Consider the following 15,594-nt stretch of genomic DNA (forward strand, 5'->3'; position numbering starts at 1 on the left):
AGGTAACCCTATGAGTGATGCACTGGTACTCGTTATTAATTCAGGTAGCTCGTCGTTAAAATTTGCCCTGATGGATGCGCAAACTGGCGATGCTGTGATTTCCGGCGCTGGAGAATGCTTTGGGCGCGATGACGCGCGGATGAGCTGGAAAGTCGACGGTGAAAAAACCGAGAAAACCTTAAGTGCAGGAAGCAACCACCACCAAGAGGCCATGGACATCATTGTGGGCCTTATCGAAAGCAACCAATTAAGTGACAAACTGCAGGCCGTTGGCCACCGTGTGGTACATGGCGGTGAAACCTTCAGCCAAGCCACCCTGATTGATGATGCCGTACTGGCGCAAATCGATGCGCTAAAAGCCCTGGCGCCACTGCATAATCCAGCACATGTGGTGGGCATTAAAGCGGCGCGCAAAGCCTTCCCAAGCTTGCCGCAAGTGGCGGTTTTCGATACGGCATTCCATCAAACCATGCCAGAAAAAGCGTACCATTACGCGATCTCGCGTCAGCTCTACAACGATTACGGTATTCGCCGCTACGGTTTCCACGGCACCAGCCATTATTATGTAAGCCGTGAAGCGGCTAAATGGCTTAACCAAGCGCCTGAACAAACCAACGTAATCACCGTACACCTTGGTAACGGTGCCTCTTTGTGTGCGGTCAAAGACGGTCAAAGTGTCGATACCAGCATGGGCTTTACGCCTTTAGCCGGTTTGATGATGGGCACACGCTGTGGTGATATTGACCCATCTATTCTAGAGTTTTTGTCGAAAAAAGGGCTCAGCATGGATCAAATCCACCATGAGCTGATCGATAAAGCCGGTTTACTCGGTGTTTCGGAATTAACGAACGATTGCCGAGGCTTGGTCGAGGCGGCAGAGCAAGGCCATAAAGGCGCTCAATTGGCGCTAGAAATGTTCGCTTATCGCGTTGCAAAATTCATCGCAAGTTACATGGTGCCGTTATCCCGCCTGGATGCGATTGTTTTCACAGGCGGAATTGGCGAAAACTCACTGCCAGTCCGTGAAATGATCCTCAAAGAGTTAGCCATTTTCGGCTATCAAGCGGATGCCGATGCCAACGCCGCCGCGCGTTTTGGTGCCGCAGGGCAAATCACCACTCAAACGTCACCGCTTGCATTGGTGATCCCAACCAACGAAGAGTTAGTGATCGCACAACAAGCCATGGCAATGGCCTAACTGTCGCATCTCCTCCGCACCTCCACGGATATCAAGCGAGCCTCAAGGCTCGCTTTTTGGTTATATATGTTGAATAGACCATCGCTGAGCAGCGCACGACGGCTTACCCATTACTAGCGCTATTGACTTCTGCAATTCATTTTGTGTCCATCAGTCGGCAACAGCTCTGTGAATAAGTGTACGTGAAACGCTTTTGGACATACATCCATTCAGACAATGGAACTAATCAAAAGTACTGATGACTAATCGCCTTTGCGAATTCAATGATTTCACCAATTGATATGAACGGTGTTCATTTTTCACTCTTTGGTTGGAATCAGTTAAAAGGACAATAATGGATGAAAAGAGCACTACTCACTTTTACGTTAACCACTTTGCTCTCTGGCTGTACCAGCATGTCTCCCGAAGAATGCAAAACCGCAGACTGGTACAATGTCGGCTACCAGAATGGCTTAAACGGCAACGCGCCAGGCATTATTCATAGCTATACAGAAGATTGTAAAAAATCTGGGGTGACTCCAAATCTAGCGCAGTGGATAGAGGGCTTTGATGACGGTACTATCATCTATTGCTCTCCGGACAATGGTTACACAGTAGGAAGAGAGGGCAGAGACTATTATGGTGTATGCAGCAGCAAGCAATTTCTTGAAAATTACCAACTGGGTCGTCAGGAATATCAACGGCAACAGCGTATCCAAAAAATCGATACCGAAATCTCGTTTATCGACAATCAACTCGCCAATAATTCTGATAAAAAAAATGCTAAGCAATTAAAAGAAAAGAGAAAAAGATTAGAAAATGAGCGTTCACAATTGCTCACACCAGCCATTAATTTTAATTTTAGTTTCTAAAACTGCTGCGTTGAGTTTGCTAAAATCTATGACCCTAGTTCAGTACTAGGGTCATAGAAAGAGACGAAGGTATCTAATGAACATATGGCTACTCAACGTGAGAAACGAACCCGATCGAGTCAATGTTCGCGAGCCTGAGGGAGTTCAACAGGACACAGCTTTGGATGCCATACACCAGATTTGACCAAAGCTCGTTTTTTATGCTTAATCAACGAGACAGCTTATGTTCAGTTTTATGTTGTTAATCTAGCCGCAAAAAAGGTTGGTTAGGTATGAAACTGTATAACGTCATAAGCAGTTATTTTTTAGAAACTCTAGTGCTCGGCGGTGCCTTTGTCATTGGCGCTTGGTTAGTGTTTGCGGGATGATACGGGGCTGACCAAAAAACAGGCGCGATCTGACCGCGCCTGTTTTACTAAGTTCTGACTGATTGAAATTACAAAGGCTCTTGATTAGCCTCGCTTGATCCCATGCCAATACACAGGCCAATGGTGCGGTTCACCGAGGTTATTGATCACCGCCGCAATGGTTACCAATGCGACACTGCCTGCGAGCACGGGCGTAAACAAATAATCGATGCCTACCACTTGAGTCCCTGCTAGCATGATTACCAGTGGATTTGCTCCAGCTGGTGGATGGACGGCACGGCAGGCTTGCATCAGCATAATCGCAAGGCCAACTGCTAGTGCGATCATCCAGCTTTCATTTCCCACGCCATATAGCATTGCCAACCCCACACTGGCGGTCAGTAAGTGACCTACAATCACATTTCTTGGTTGCGCGAGCGGCGAGTGAGGGGCTGCAAATAAAATCACACAGGTTGCGCCAAAGGGAGCCATCAGCCATGGCACGCCAGTGGTTTGGTTCAGCACGGTTAAGGTAAGAATACCAAAAAATCCACCCAGCAAGCCTTTTGTCAGTTGAATCCAAGTTGGTTTAGGCGGTAACGCACCGCCACCTTTTAGTCGTTTCATGGTCGTTCCTTCAATGGTTGAGTGATGTGTACCGATCTGTACACGTTGTTTTAAAGAGTACAGATCGGTACACTTCATGGCAAGTCTTTTTTTTGGAGAGCATCATGAGTAAGCGCGATCACATCTTGGCGGTAGCCGAGTCTTTATTTAATCAGTTTGGTTACACCGCGGTGGGCGTCGACAAAATCCGTGATGAAGCCGCGGTCTCAAAGACATCGATGTACCGTCACTTTGGCGCTAAATCGGCCTTGATTGAGGCTGTGCTGCAAGCGCGTCATACAAGATTTGAGCAGGGACTACAGCAGGCTATTGATGCGCATCAGGATAAAGACGCCCAATTGGCGGCGCTCCTCGATTGGCATCTGGCGTGGTTTAAACAAGACGACTTTAAAGGCTGTATGTTTATGCACGCAATTGGCGAATTTAAGAGCAATACAGACAGCCAAATTGTAGAGATTGCTAAAGCGCACAAAGACAAAATTTACGGCTTAATTGAACAGGTTGTTGGCTCAAAGGCCACTGCTGATGCGGTGATGACGCTGTTGGAAGGGCTAATCGTAAGGGCTGAATTTGATGTACTCCCCGACCGTGAGTTATGTCTTGCCATGTTACGAAGCTTAATAAGACCCTAGGAACAAATCTAAAAGTGACAACGTCACTAACAAGCGCATAGACGATACGCCGGAGCTCTTCTAATCTCTAAAGGGGTGTGGACTCTTGGAGTGGTAATGTGAAAAACGGATGGATATTTGTCGTTTGTTGGTTACCGTTGTGTGTCATGGCAAATACACTAACGATTGCTTATCGTGATGCCAGTGACTCTGTTTCTTTGGCGACTAAAGCGATTGTAGAGCATGCATTCACTGCCATTGATGAGCGTATTGTATTGACATGGATGGAAATGCCACTAGCACGGTCCGAAAACGCCCTAGCCAAAGGGATTATCGATGCGGACTTTGGCCGGACACGACTTGTCTATCAAGATATTCCCGAAGTGCTGTATCCAGAAGAGCCACTCATGTCGATTAATTATTATCTATTTGGACACACACATGTTTTAAAGCCAGAAGATTACCAATATGTCGTGGGAGTTATTGGTGATCAGGTTAATTTAGAAATCGCAAAACGCTATCAATGGCAGCTTATTCGCGCTAGAACAGAACGCGATGCACTGAATATGGTTAATAGTCAGCGAGTTCAAGCGATGATAGGCTACGGCGGCATTCGAAGTATTATCGAGAAAGAGCAATTTACTGACGTACGAATAGGAGAAAAACCGGTTGAGACTTTCGAGGTTTTTCTCGTCTTGCATCAACGTCATCAGCGACTAATCGCACCACTTAATACGGTATTAAGAGACATGAGAGATAACGGCACGACTGCCGCTATCCTTGCCAAACATGGATTATGATTATGGCTGCTGCTCAACCTGCAACTTTTGCTGCCGTACTTTTCGGCGTAACAGCTCGGTATAAATCGGTTGGCCACCCAGCAATTGCGCAAACAGTGTGGCACCCAGCGTGGTGATAATCAGCGGTAAGATTAGGTAGTAGTTGTTGGTCATCTCAATCACCAACAAAATACCCGTAATCGGCGCGCGCACGGTGGCGGCGAACAGAGCGCCCATTCCCGCAATCGCAAACATGCCCGGTTCAATGCCCATGTCAGGGTAGAGATTTGCAATCATCAAACCGAAGACGGTTCCCAGCAAGGTGCCAAGGGCAAGCATGGGAGCGAAAATGCCGCCCGGTGCGCCGGAACCAAAGCAGATGACTGTCAGCAGCGTGCGTGCCATAAAAATAAACAGCAGTGCACTAATTGAATAGTTAAGCGTAACAAAATCAGGGACAAGGTTAATGCCGCCGTGCGTGAGTTCAGGCGCGTACACCAATAGTAAACCGAACACGCCCCCCAAGGTCGAACCCACAATCAACACGCGCTTTTGGCTGTTTTGATACAAACGTTGAAAGTAATCTTGAAAGCGCATGATTAGGAAATTAAAAATCACTCCAAACACACCAAAACAGCACCCCAACGCTAAGAAGAACCACAATGAAATCAGTGGCGGTGTCTCATATTGGGGCAACACAATGACAGCATCTTGGCCATTGATATAGCGAAACACAATATCAGCAATGATTGCCGCAATGATCACCGCTTTGATGGAAATGAGGGTATAACGAAACTGCGGCCGCATTTCTTCAACCACAAACATGATCGCTGCAAGTGGGGCATTAAACGCGGCGGCTAAGCCTGCGGCGGCACCTGATGCGAGTAGGGTTTGATTGGTGTTACGGTCGTGGATGCGGAAGGTGTCGGTCACCATTCGGCCGATATTGGCACCGATTTGGACACTCGGCCCTTCTCGGCCCAAAATCATCCCTGAGCCTAGCGCCCCCAAACCACCAAAAAATTTCACTGGGATTACCCGCCACCATCGTGTGGGACGAATACCTTCCATGGCGCCTTCTACTTCAGGAATACCCGAACCCGCCGCTTCAGGCGCAAATCTGTGCACCAGCCAATAGCCAATTAAGGCAAGGCCCGCACTGATCAGAAAGGCGAGTAATCCCAATGGAATCATTGAGGTGATATTGCTATCGAGCCACTCGGTACGTGTTTGAGAAAGAGAGTGAATCGCGAGTTCAAAGAAGGTGACCACAATACCCGCGAGCAGGCCAATAACAACCGCTAACAATAAGACGGAAACGGGCGTTTTATCGCGTGACCACAGCTTATCAAAAAAAACGCTAGATTTATAAAATACTGCCCTTTTCTTGCTTGATTTACTTACAATTTTCATCAATGTGAACGCAAAGGTTAAGAAGAAAAAACGACGATGAAGTGAGGGTCTCATGCTCCTGAGCCTACACCGTGCTGGGATACGTCCTGTAACCCGAGGAAACGCAATAATACTACGCCAATTAGCATAACATGCAAGCATCGTTAGCCAGTGTGCCTACTTGGCTAGTCTGGGCTGGTGGGGGCGTAGTCTACGCTGATCAGTCAGGCTGCCTTGAAGGCGAGCGGGTGATTTTTATCGCATTTTCCCGAGTTCAATCGGTACTGACAAAGAGCGTAACACGTGTTGAGCATGGATTTTTTGATTTGAATTAGATCACAGTTTGCAGTGGTGAAAATTTCCGCTGCGACAGCACACTGTTGGAGCGATACGCAGCGGAGAGTCACTAGCCTTGGCGAGCGGCGAGGCTATCGCCGATGTTTATTAAGCGATCCAAAATACGTTCACCATCGACGCCAATGCCATTGTGCTCGTACTCGTTAGTCATCCACGCTTGGCTGTTGGCAATCTGCGCCAAGGTTTGGCGGGAATAATCGAACTCAACAAACATATCATCCACATAGGTGGCACAGGCGAGCGGCACCGTATTGCGCTTGAGTACGTCGAGATCATAAAGCGCCGGCCAATCGCTCTTTTCCGCCAGCAACATGGCGGCGTCTTTGAGCGGTTTAAGGGTAGCCAGTTGATCAAACATCCACGGGTAAACCATTTCGCCGGTAAACCGGAACGGCTGATCGGGCTGATAGTGGAATTGCGGGAATTGATCGCGCACTCGATGGGCTGACCACTGTGACGCCTGCTGCTGGCAGTAAATTGATTCATGCAAAATAGCGTAAAACGGGTTGGTTAAATACCCTTGGTCAGCCTGCATCGCATTTAAGAACGGGTAGCTTAAGGCACGCTCACCATTCACCTCGATAAAGGCTCGCTCCAGTAGGTAATACAGCGGTAGCCCGGCATGGCCGCGACCGAGATTCAGTCCCAGCGTTTGAAATTGCTCAACGGTAAACGGCTGACCGTTAGGCAGCGTCACCGTATTGTTTTGCAAATACTGGGCAATCTCGTGACAGCGGGCTTGTGCATCGGGGAATTGGGCAAAAAACTGCTGGTTTTTGTCTTCCACACGCTGATAGGTTTTTTGATACACCGCATCGGCGTGCCCCTCGAGCGGCGGGATACCGCCGGTGACAAACGCGCGTGATAGCGATTGTGGAAAGAACGACAAATAGGTGAGGGCACAGAACCCACCAAAGCTTTGTCCGAGGATCGCCCATTGCTTGATGCCTAACGCCTCGCGTAAACACTCGGCGTCTTTCACGATGCTGTCAGCCCGAAAATGACTCAGATACGCCGCTTGCTCGGCAGGCGTGAGGTGGGCAAGCGTTTGGTGATTTACCGGCGAGCTTAAGCCCGTGCCGCGTTGGTCGAGCAACAACACGCGGTAATCGTCTAAGGCACGTTTTAGCCAGCCGCTTGCTCCATTCGGACGCGGTGACTCAAACCCAGGCCCGCCTTGAAAATACACTAACCACGGTAAATCTTGTTCATTTTTGCGCGTATCAACCACTTCGCGGGCGAAAACCGAAATCGATGGGCTGGGGGCGTCATGATGATCCAGTGGCACATCAATGCGATGGCTGCGATAACGAATATGGCGATCCCAGAGATCTTGCATGGTAATTCCTTTACAAACAAAACGATGACGCGCACTAGATTACCAGAGTTGACCAACGGCGGCGAGCGGCTATCGCGCCAGCAATCCGCCATAGTTATGTGACACAAATCACTTTTATATTTACTTAGCCTGCTAACTATTTTATAGTGGCTGCTACTTATTACTTAGCAGGCTAAGTAATTTCACGGTTGAGGGAAAAAGCGCATGACATCGTCACATCCTGAACACATGTCGATTGCTGAACATTTAGGACGCACGGCGCGATTGTGGCGCCGTGTTGCCGATTCTGAACTGGCGCCATTGGGGCTAAGTTATCCGCGCTGGAGTGCGCTGTGGATGCTGCGTCGGTTGGGAGACGGCATCAGTCAAAGTGAACTGGCGCAGGCGCTCGAAATTGAGCTGGGCTCGTTGATGCGGACCTTAAAGCACCTTGAAACGCAGGGGCTGATCACACGGCGCTGCTCGCCAGAAGACAAGCGCACCCGAACGGTACACGTCACTGACAGCGGGTGTGAATTGATGACCCGTATTGAAGCACGGGTGTTGCGGGTACGTAAGCATCTGCTCGCAGGCATTGCCGCCGAAGATTTTGACGCCTTAGAGCGGGTGTTGGTCACCATCAATCAAAATGCGATGGACTATACCGCCACCACAAAAGATGACTAAGGCATAGAACAATAACAGAGGTAAGAAGTACGAATGACACCAGATGAAAAATTTGCGCGTTGGGTAAAAGTAGCTGCTCTCAGTTTTGTGTTGCTCTTTGGCTATTTTTTGCTGGCAGATAACGTGATGCCACTAACGCCTCATGCCATGGTGACACGCACTGTGACCAAAGTCGCTCCACAGGTGAGCGGGCCGGTCAGTGCCTTGGCAGTAGAAAATAACCAAGGCGTGCATCAAGGGGATGTGTTGTTCCAAATTGATGATACCCCGTATCGGATTGCGGTCGACCAAGCCAAACTCGCCTTAGCTCAAGCCAGACAAACCAATACTCAGTTAGATGCGTCATTGATGGCGGCACGGCAAGATGTTTCGGCCTTGGCGTCGGTGATGGCGCAAAAAGTGCGTGAAGCGAAACGCATAAAAGCCTTATTCGCTAAAAATGGCGTCTCTCAGCAGCAGCGTGATGATGCAATCAGTGCGGCCAATACTGCTCGAGCCAATTGGGAAGCGGCCAAAGCGCGTGTCAGTGCGCTGCAAATTCAACGAGGTGGTGACGGTGCCAGCAACATTGCTGAACAAGTGGCATTGAGCAAACTAAAGAAAGCACAATTAAATCAATCCTACACCACAGTAAAAGCCAGCCATGACGGCGTCGTTACCAACCTGCAATTGGACGTGGGAGCCTATGCCAGCGCTGGTCAGCCATTGATGGCCTTGGTGTCTGACCGCACCGATGTGATTGCCGATTTTCGTGAAAAAAGTGTCCGCGATGTGCACACCGGCACGCCGGTGAAGGTGGCGTTTGATAGTGAGCCGGGCAAGCTTTACGCGGGACACGTGAGTAGCGTGGATGCGGGCGTCAGTGCTGGACAGATCGATGCCAACGGACAACTGGCGTCACCGTCTAATTCCAACCGTTGGGTGCGTGATGCGCAGCGGATGCGTTTGCACATTCAACTCGATGAATGGCCCTCTCATGCGCTACCGACCGGTGCCCGTGCCACGGTGCAACTTATGCCAGACAGCTGGGTTGGAGAAGTATTCGCCAGTGCCCAAGTCGGCTTTTTAAGCCTGCTGCACTACATCTACTAGGGAGGTGAGCGATGGCTTTATGGCATCACCCCTTAAGTGATAACGATGTGCGCCAGTGTTTGCGGATTGCCACCGGCGCCACAATAGGCTTTACGGTATGCAAGTTTTTTGATTGTAGCTTTGGGGTGTTTTTTACCGTTACCCCCATGCTGCTGCTGGGCTTAGTCCCGGTGATGAACGGTCGCGCGGCGCGCCAATTGCTTGCCTCAGCGGTGATCAGTGGTTTAGAAGTGGGTGTGCTCGGAGGCTTATTGGGGGCGCATCCAGGGCTGATGACACCGCTCGTCTTTGTGTTGTTTATCTATAAATTTGCGTGCATGTCTAAAGGACGCTTTTTTCTGTTTGGTGCCAATAGTGTGTTGAGCCTGAGCATTATGTTGCACTTTGCCAGTTATCCAGACTTGCCGCTTAACACGCTCGTTTTTGGTAACTTAGGGGCTAATATCCTCTCGGTATTGATCGCCTACTTAGTAACATGGTTGATCCCGGATGTGACTGAGCGTCAGCCGCCTGCCATGCCCGCGGGAGGCAAGCAGACTCACCGTATGCGCCACGAGGCATTAATGGGAGCATCGTTAGCGACCATTTCCTTTGTGGTCTTTCAGCTGTTTGATTTGCGCGACTCCATTTCAGCGCAGGCCACGACTGTGTTATTGCTGTTTCCCATGCACTGGAATGGTACCTTAAGTTATGCGCGAAAACGCGCGGTAGGCACGGTGCTTGGCGTCGCGTATGGGGTAGCATGCCAAGCAATACTGTATGACTGGTTTGGGGTGTTGATCTTGGTCGCGCCGCTTTTGTGGATAGGGACGCTTTTATTCGCCAAAGCTCATGTGAAAGAAGCCAGTGGATCAGGGGTCGGATTTGGCGCGATGGCCACCTTGGGGATCCTGTTTGGGCAATACTTAAGTCCCAGCCAAGATTTTATGTATGATGCGCTTTACCGCGTGAGCAGCAATATTGTGGCGATAGTGATCACCTTAATGCTGTGTTTTGCGCTCCACAAACTGCTTAATTACTTTCCTGCCACGCGATTTGGGACCGCCTAAAATGTCAGGAAAATTGGCAAATAGTATGGTCTTTCATCGTCAATATTAGCAATGTGATTTTGTGCGTAACCGCGCATGATTATTTGACTTTTGCGAGGCGTAACTTGTTTATCAGTTACGCTGTCGCTATTATTTGCGCTGACATCCATGTACAGAGAGGAAGTCAGCCGTCTCTCACCCCTTTTGGCCGAATTAGGCTACCGGCTTATTGCACGCCGACGTTGACGGTTTCCGCCCCTCCCATTGCCAGTAAGGTAGCGTAGTGAAAAAACTCATCTTAATTGTGGTGTGTGCCATGTTTGCAGTGGCGGCAATTGCCAGCATCACCGCCACAACTTTTATCTCACACGATGAAATCGACCACATCATTCTCAAGCGCTCCAAAGCGCAGGCAGAGCTGCTTGCGGATCGCGCCGAATACATTCTGTCGAACTCGTCAACGCCAACCGACGATTTACAGGAGATGGTCAGCGGTCTCAAAGTACGCAGTGACATCAGCTATGCCGTCGTCATTGATAAAAACGTCAAAGCCATTGCCCACAGTGATACGCAGAAACTAGGCAAAGTCTACACCGACAGCTACACAGTGGCGGGGGCTAGCCAAGGTCAACCGCAGCATTCACGCTGGTACGCTGATGTGCAAGATGTATGGGTGTACGACATCATGATGCCCATCTACGTCGATGGCCGCCTGTGGGGCGCGTTTGATGTAGGGATCCCAATTACAGAAGTGGATAGCGCGGCCAATGACATTGCGATTGCGCAGCTGACCGCGATTGGCTTGATTTTTATTGCCTGTACCCTCGTGCTGGTATGGCTATTGGGCCGACTGTTCGCGCCGCTTAAAGGCCTTGAGCACGCGCTGGCGGATATCTCGAAAGGAGACGGTGACCTGACTGTGCGCTTGCCTGTCACTGGCAACAACGAGATCACCCGTATTTCGGTGGCTTTTAACACCTTCGTAGAAAAAATCGACCAAATCATCGCGCATGTGGTGGAAACCGGTGAAGAGCTTGGCCGTTCAGCCGAGTCGCTGCGCGATAAAGCCGCGCAATCGCTAAAACGTGGTGAATCACAAAGCGAGCAAGCGCTGCTGGTCGTGACCTCGATGAATGAGATGATCGCCACCATCAACGAAATTTCGCAAAGCGCGTCGAATGCGGCAGATTCAGCTTCGTCAGCCAACAGCGAAACCGAAGCCGGTAAGCAAACCTTGACCGAAGCGACCCAGACCATCAACCAACTCGACACCGAGATGGACAATATGTCGACCGTGATCACCTCGCTAGCCGATCGCACCCAGTCGATTGTCTCCATTTTGGACGTGATCCGTGGCATCTCAGAGCAAACGAACTTGCTTGCCTTGAACGCAGCCATTGAAGCGGCACGCGCTGGCGAAGCCGGACGTGGCTTTGCGGTAGTGGCGGATGAAGTGCGCAGTCTGGCGACCAAAACGTCGCAATCAACCGAAGAGATTCAATCAACCATTGATCAGCTTCAGCAAGAAGCGAAAAACGCGGTTGAGGCAATGGACACCAGCAAAGCCCTCACCAGCGAAGGGAACCGCGCGACCGAGCAAGCACTGACGGCGCTAGAAAGCATCGCGATGCAAGTGAGCACCATCTTGGATATGAACACCCATGTGGCAACGGCGACCGAAGAGCAATCAAGCGTAGCCAATGAAATTAACGTCAACATGGATACGGTTAACCAAGCGGCGCAAGCCGGGTTGGATGATAGCCATAGCCTAGAAGCGAGTAGCCAAGATTTAGCAGGGCTCGCACGCACCCTCGATCACTATGTGGGCGCGTTTAAAGTCTCAGCGATTAACAAAGCGGACACGTCATTGCGCGCGTCACGTGACTAATCGACCGTTTTTGAACACCGTGATCCGATCGCCAGCCTTGTGCTGGCGATTTTTTTAGCGGGTTCCAAAATGTCGGTTAAAAATCAGGGGCGGGTTGAGTGGGCAAGTGTTGGGCTAAATAGGCCAATAACGCCGCTACTTTGGGCTGAAGCTGACGTCCGCGTGGATAAAGCGCCCAAATACCTTCTTCTTCTATCCGATAATCTACCAATACTTCTTCTAATGTCCCCTCGGCTAATGCCTCTTGCACGTAATAATGCGGCAGCTGCGCGAGGCCAATACCTTGCTTGGCCGCCTCGAGTAACGCCACGCCAGAATTACAGCGCAACCGCCCCGAAACCGTGAGGGTGCGGACTTTATTGCTCGCTTGATAATGCCAGTGCTCGTTGGAGCCGACCAAACAAACATGGCGATTGAGATCGCTCGGCGTCTGCGGCCGGCCGTGTGCAGCCAAATACGCTGGGCTGGCACAAATGGAGAGCCGTCGAGAACCCAAGCGCTTCGCTTTCAAACTGGAATCCGCGAGATGACCAATACGGATCGCCACATCGGTGCCAGTTTCAATTAAATCAATTCGACGATTGGTCAGGTGCAAGTCCACCGACACATGAGGATATTGCCGCAAGAAGGGGGCCAGCAGGGGAGCGATATATTGTTCGCCAAAATTCACTGGCGCCGTCACCCGTACTAATCCGGTGGGAAGCGCTTGCGATTGGGTAATGGTTTGCTCGGCCTCTTGCAAGGCGGCCATCAGCGGACGGCAGCGCTGATAATAGTGCTCGCCTTCATCCGTTAGTGTGACTTTACGGGTGGTACGATGAAAAAGCTTCACCCCCAAATGGGCTTCCAGCGCCGCAACTCGTCGGCTTACCGCCACCACATTGGTATCGAGCTTATAAGCCGCCTGAGTAAAACTGCCGTGCTCAGCCACCGCTAAAAATTCGTTTAATCCTTCCCAATGGGGCGCCATGACTGTCTATCCTGTCTATATTATCGGACAATGCATTATTACTTTAGTGAAATAATAATTTTCAATTTTGCTGGATTATAACGAAAAGCAACTTAGCTAGTATAGCGTGACACGAATTACTCCCTTGAACTCAAAAGGATTCTGCAATGGCACTAACCATCAAGCCGGGACAAACCCACATTAAATCCAAAGCCGCCGTCGCGTGGGGGCCAGGCCAACCACTGAAAATGGAAGAGGTTGACGTTGAACTGCCCAAGCCGGGCGAGGTGTTGGTCAGAATCGTCGCAACTGGTGTGTGCCATACCGATGCGTTCACCTTATCGGGCGATGATCCTGAAGGGGTATTTCCTTCCATTCTCGGCCATGAAGGCGGCGGGATCGTCGAAATGGTCGGCGAAGGCGTGACCAGTGTGGAAGTGGGCGACCATGTGATCCCGCTTTACACCGCCGAATGTGGTGAGTGTAAATTCTGCCGCTCGGGTAAAACCAACCTGTGTGGCGCAGTGCGTGAGACTCAAGGCAAAGGCTTGATGCCAGACGGTACCTCACGCTTTTCGATTAACGGCGAGACCATTTTCCACTACATGGGCTGCTCGACCTTCTCGGAATACACCGTACTGCCAGAAATCTCATTGGCGAAAGTGAGCAAAGCCGCGCCGCTCGAAGAAGTTTGCTTGCTTGGCTGTGGCGTGACCACTGGCATGGGCGCGGTGATGAATACCGCCAAAGTAGAAAAAGGCGATACGGTGGCGATTTTCGGCCTCGGCGGTATTGGCCTATCTGCGGTGATTGGCGCGCGTATGGCTGGTGCGAGTCGCATCATCGGCATTGATATTAATGAAAGCAAATTCACCCTTGCCAAGCAGTTGGGTGCCACCGATGTGATCAACCCGAAAGACTACGATCAGCCAATCCAACAAGTGATTGTGGAGATGACCGACGGTGGCGTCGATTACTCGTTCGAATGTATCGGCAATGTTGATGTGATGCGCCAAGCGCTGGAATGCTGCCACAAAGGCTGGGGCGAGTCAGTGATCATTGGGGTTGCCGGCGCAGGCCAAGAGATCTCGACCCGTCCGTTCCAGTTGGTGACAGGGCGCGTCTGGAAAGGCTCGGCATTTGGTGGCGTTAAAGGCCGCTCGGAGCTGCCCGGCATTGTCGAGCGCTACCTCGATGGTGAGTTTGGTCTGCAAGAATTTATTAGCTACACCATGGGCCTTGATGAAGTGAACCGTGCCTTTGACCTGATGCACGAAGGCAAAAGCATTCGCAGCGTGATCCACATGGATAAATAACAGGACGGCCGCCGTGGCAACGCGGCGGTAAAATAACCATGCAACTAGAAAAAATAAGCGAAAACAAAGTCGCAGGCGGTTGGCACCAACGTTGGCAGCATGATTCTAAAGCCACCAACGGCAAAATGACCTTTGCGATCTTTTTGCCCGAAAAAGCGAAAAAACAACCCGTGCCGGTGCTTTATTGGCTCTCGGGCCTAACCTGCACCGACGAAAACTTTATGCAAAAGGCCGGCGCGTTTAAACAAGCCGCCACCTTGGGCATGGCGATTGTGGCGCCAGACACCAGCCCGCGCGGCGAGGGCGTAGCCGACGCCAATCAATACGATCTCGGCCAAGGGGCGGGGTTTTATGTTAATGCCACCCAAGCGCCGTGGCAGTCGCACTACCAGATGTACGACTACGTTGCTCACGAACTGCCGGAGCTGATTGAATCGCACTTTGCGGTCAACAACCAGCGCGCGATTGCCGGACACAGCATGGGCGGCCACGGCGCGTTAGTGATTGGTTTGCGTAACCCATCACGCTACAGCAGCATTTCCGCGTTCAGCCCGATTTGTCATCCCACCGAGTGCCCGTGGGGCAAACAGGCCTTTAGTGCCTATTTAGGTGATGACGAACAAACATGGCAAGCCTACGACGCCACCGTGTTACTCGCCCAAGGCCCCACCGCCATGCCGATGCTGGTGGACCAAGGCGACAAAGACGGCTTTTTGGCCGAGCAGCTTAACCCGCAAGCCCTGAAACAAGCGGCCGAGAAACACAGCTCCCCGCTCACCTTGCGCATGCAACCCGGCTACGACCACAGCTACTTTTTCATCAGTACCTTTATTGATGAACACCTCGCCTTCCACGCCACCCGCTTTGCGCGGTAAGGCACAAATCGTCGAGACCCAAGCGGCCACCCAGGCCGCTTTTTTGTACCCATTTCACAAAACAAGGCTTGGCTAACACTTTGGACAATAGCGCACGAAAACCAACACAGCGCTTGATACACTAATCCACAAATTAGCCAATAAATGGCGTGTTAGGTGCCGACAACTGATCGGCGGTAGCGTGGTGAAACACTCGATGGTTAAGCAGCCTAAAGGCCAGATATACCGAAGACAGTGCGTGCCACAGTTTCTGTAAGTCAATATGATCTCCGATACAAC

Annotated in this window: 14 protein-coding genes; 10 read left to right on the forward strand and 4 right to left on the reverse strand. The window is 50.8% G+C overall.

Annotated features, from left to right (window positions below; all coding sequences use genetic code 11):
* Positions 1 to 10: 10 nt before the first annotated feature.
* The gene (locus BZG82_RS14775; protein WP_077663152.1) at positions 11 to 1,198 is read left to right on the forward strand and encodes an acetate kinase; all 1,188 of its coding nucleotides are present in this window, start codon (positions 11 to 13) and stop codon (positions 1,196 to 1,198) included.
* 338 nt (positions 1,199 to 1,536) lie between these two features.
* On the forward strand, positions 1,537 to 2,049 hold the full coding sequence (locus tag BZG82_RS14780; protein ID WP_077766181.1) for a DUF2799 domain-containing protein: 513 nt from the start codon (positions 1,537 to 1,539) through the stop codon (positions 2,047 to 2,049).
* A 452-nt stretch (positions 2,050 to 2,501) separates the two neighbouring features.
* Here the strand turns inward: BZG82_RS14780 and BZG82_RS14785 are convergent, their stop codons facing one another.
* Entirely contained in the window at positions 2,502 to 3,023 is a 522-nt protein-coding gene (locus BZG82_RS14785; RefSeq protein WP_077766191.1) for an HPP family protein, read from the reverse strand.
* Between the two features lie 104 nt (positions 3,024 to 3,127).
* On the opposite strand from BZG82_RS14785, the gene BZG82_RS14790 reads away from it, so the two are divergent.
* Complete coding sequence (locus BZG82_RS14790) at positions 3,128 to 3,655, forward strand: TetR/AcrR family transcriptional regulator (protein ID WP_077766182.1); 528 nt, start codon at positions 3,128 to 3,130, stop codon at positions 3,653 to 3,655.
* Positions 3,656 to 3,801: 146 nt separating this feature from the next.
* Entirely contained in the window at positions 3,802 to 4,434 is a 633-nt protein-coding gene (locus BZG82_RS14795) for a substrate-binding periplasmic protein (RefSeq protein ID WP_077766183.1), read from the forward strand.
* Here BZG82_RS14795 and clcA read toward each other — a convergent pair whose 3' ends face one another.
* Positions 4,435 to 5,826, reverse strand: coding sequence for a H(+)/Cl(-) exchange transporter ClcA (gene clcA / locus BZG82_RS14800; protein WP_069587953.1), 1,392 nt, complete (start codon positions 5,824 to 5,826; stop codon positions 4,435 to 4,437).
* Between the two features lie 385 nt (positions 5,827 to 6,211).
* Positions 6,212 to 7,501: an alpha/beta fold hydrolase gene (locus BZG82_RS14805; RefSeq protein ID WP_077766184.1), complete on the reverse strand. Its 1,290-nt coding sequence runs from the start codon at positions 7,499 to 7,501 to the stop codon at positions 6,212 to 6,214.
* A 204-nt stretch (positions 7,502 to 7,705) separates the two neighbouring features.
* Between BZG82_RS14805 and BZG82_RS14810 the strand changes: the two genes are divergently transcribed.
* From BZG82_RS14810 to BZG82_RS14825, 4 genes are all read left to right on the forward strand, one after another.
* Positions 7,706 to 8,167 (forward strand): MarR family winged helix-turn-helix transcriptional regulator, encoded by a 462-nt coding sequence (locus BZG82_RS14810; RefSeq protein WP_077766185.1) that lies wholly within the window; start codon positions 7,706 to 7,708, stop codon positions 8,165 to 8,167.
* Between the two features lie 33 nt (positions 8,168 to 8,200).
* Complete coding sequence (locus tag BZG82_RS14815; RefSeq protein ID WP_077766186.1) at positions 8,201 to 9,259, forward strand: HlyD family secretion protein; 1,059 nt, start codon at positions 8,201 to 8,203, stop codon at positions 9,257 to 9,259.
* An 11-nt stretch (positions 9,260 to 9,270) separates the two neighbouring features.
* Positions 9,271 to 10,308 (forward strand): DUF2955 domain-containing protein, encoded by a 1,038-nt coding sequence (locus BZG82_RS14820; RefSeq protein ID WP_077766187.1) that lies wholly within the window; start codon positions 9,271 to 9,273, stop codon positions 10,306 to 10,308.
* A gap of 262 nt (positions 10,309 to 10,570) precedes the next feature.
* Positions 10,571 to 12,175 (forward strand): methyl-accepting chemotaxis protein, encoded by a 1,605-nt coding sequence (locus BZG82_RS14825; RefSeq protein ID WP_077766188.1) that lies wholly within the window; start codon positions 10,571 to 10,573, stop codon positions 12,173 to 12,175.
* A 76-nt stretch (positions 12,176 to 12,251) separates the two neighbouring features.
* On the opposite strand, the gene BZG82_RS14830 is transcribed toward BZG82_RS14825, so the two are convergent.
* A complete protein-coding gene (locus BZG82_RS14830) occupies positions 12,252 to 13,145 on the reverse strand; it encodes a LysR family transcriptional regulator (RefSeq protein WP_077766189.1) in 894 nt (297 codons plus the stop codon).
* A 146-nt stretch (positions 13,146 to 13,291) separates the two neighbouring features.
* Between BZG82_RS14830 and BZG82_RS14835 the strand changes: the two genes are divergently transcribed.
* A complete protein-coding gene (locus BZG82_RS14835) occupies positions 13,292 to 14,440 on the forward strand; it encodes an S-(hydroxymethyl)glutathione dehydrogenase/class III alcohol dehydrogenase (protein WP_069587906.1) in 1,149 nt (382 codons plus the stop codon).
* 38 nt (positions 14,441 to 14,478) lie between these two features.
* Complete coding sequence (fghA, locus tag BZG82_RS14840) at positions 14,479 to 15,315, forward strand: S-formylglutathione hydrolase (RefSeq protein WP_077766190.1); 837 nt, start codon at positions 14,479 to 14,481, stop codon at positions 15,313 to 15,315.
* Positions 15,316 to 15,594 lie beyond the last annotated feature (279 nt).

The organism is Salinivibrio sp. PR5, from assembly GCF_001996085.1.
Taxonomy (GTDB): domain Bacteria; phylum Pseudomonadota; class Gammaproteobacteria; order Enterobacterales; family Vibrionaceae; genus Salinivibrio; species Salinivibrio proteolyticus.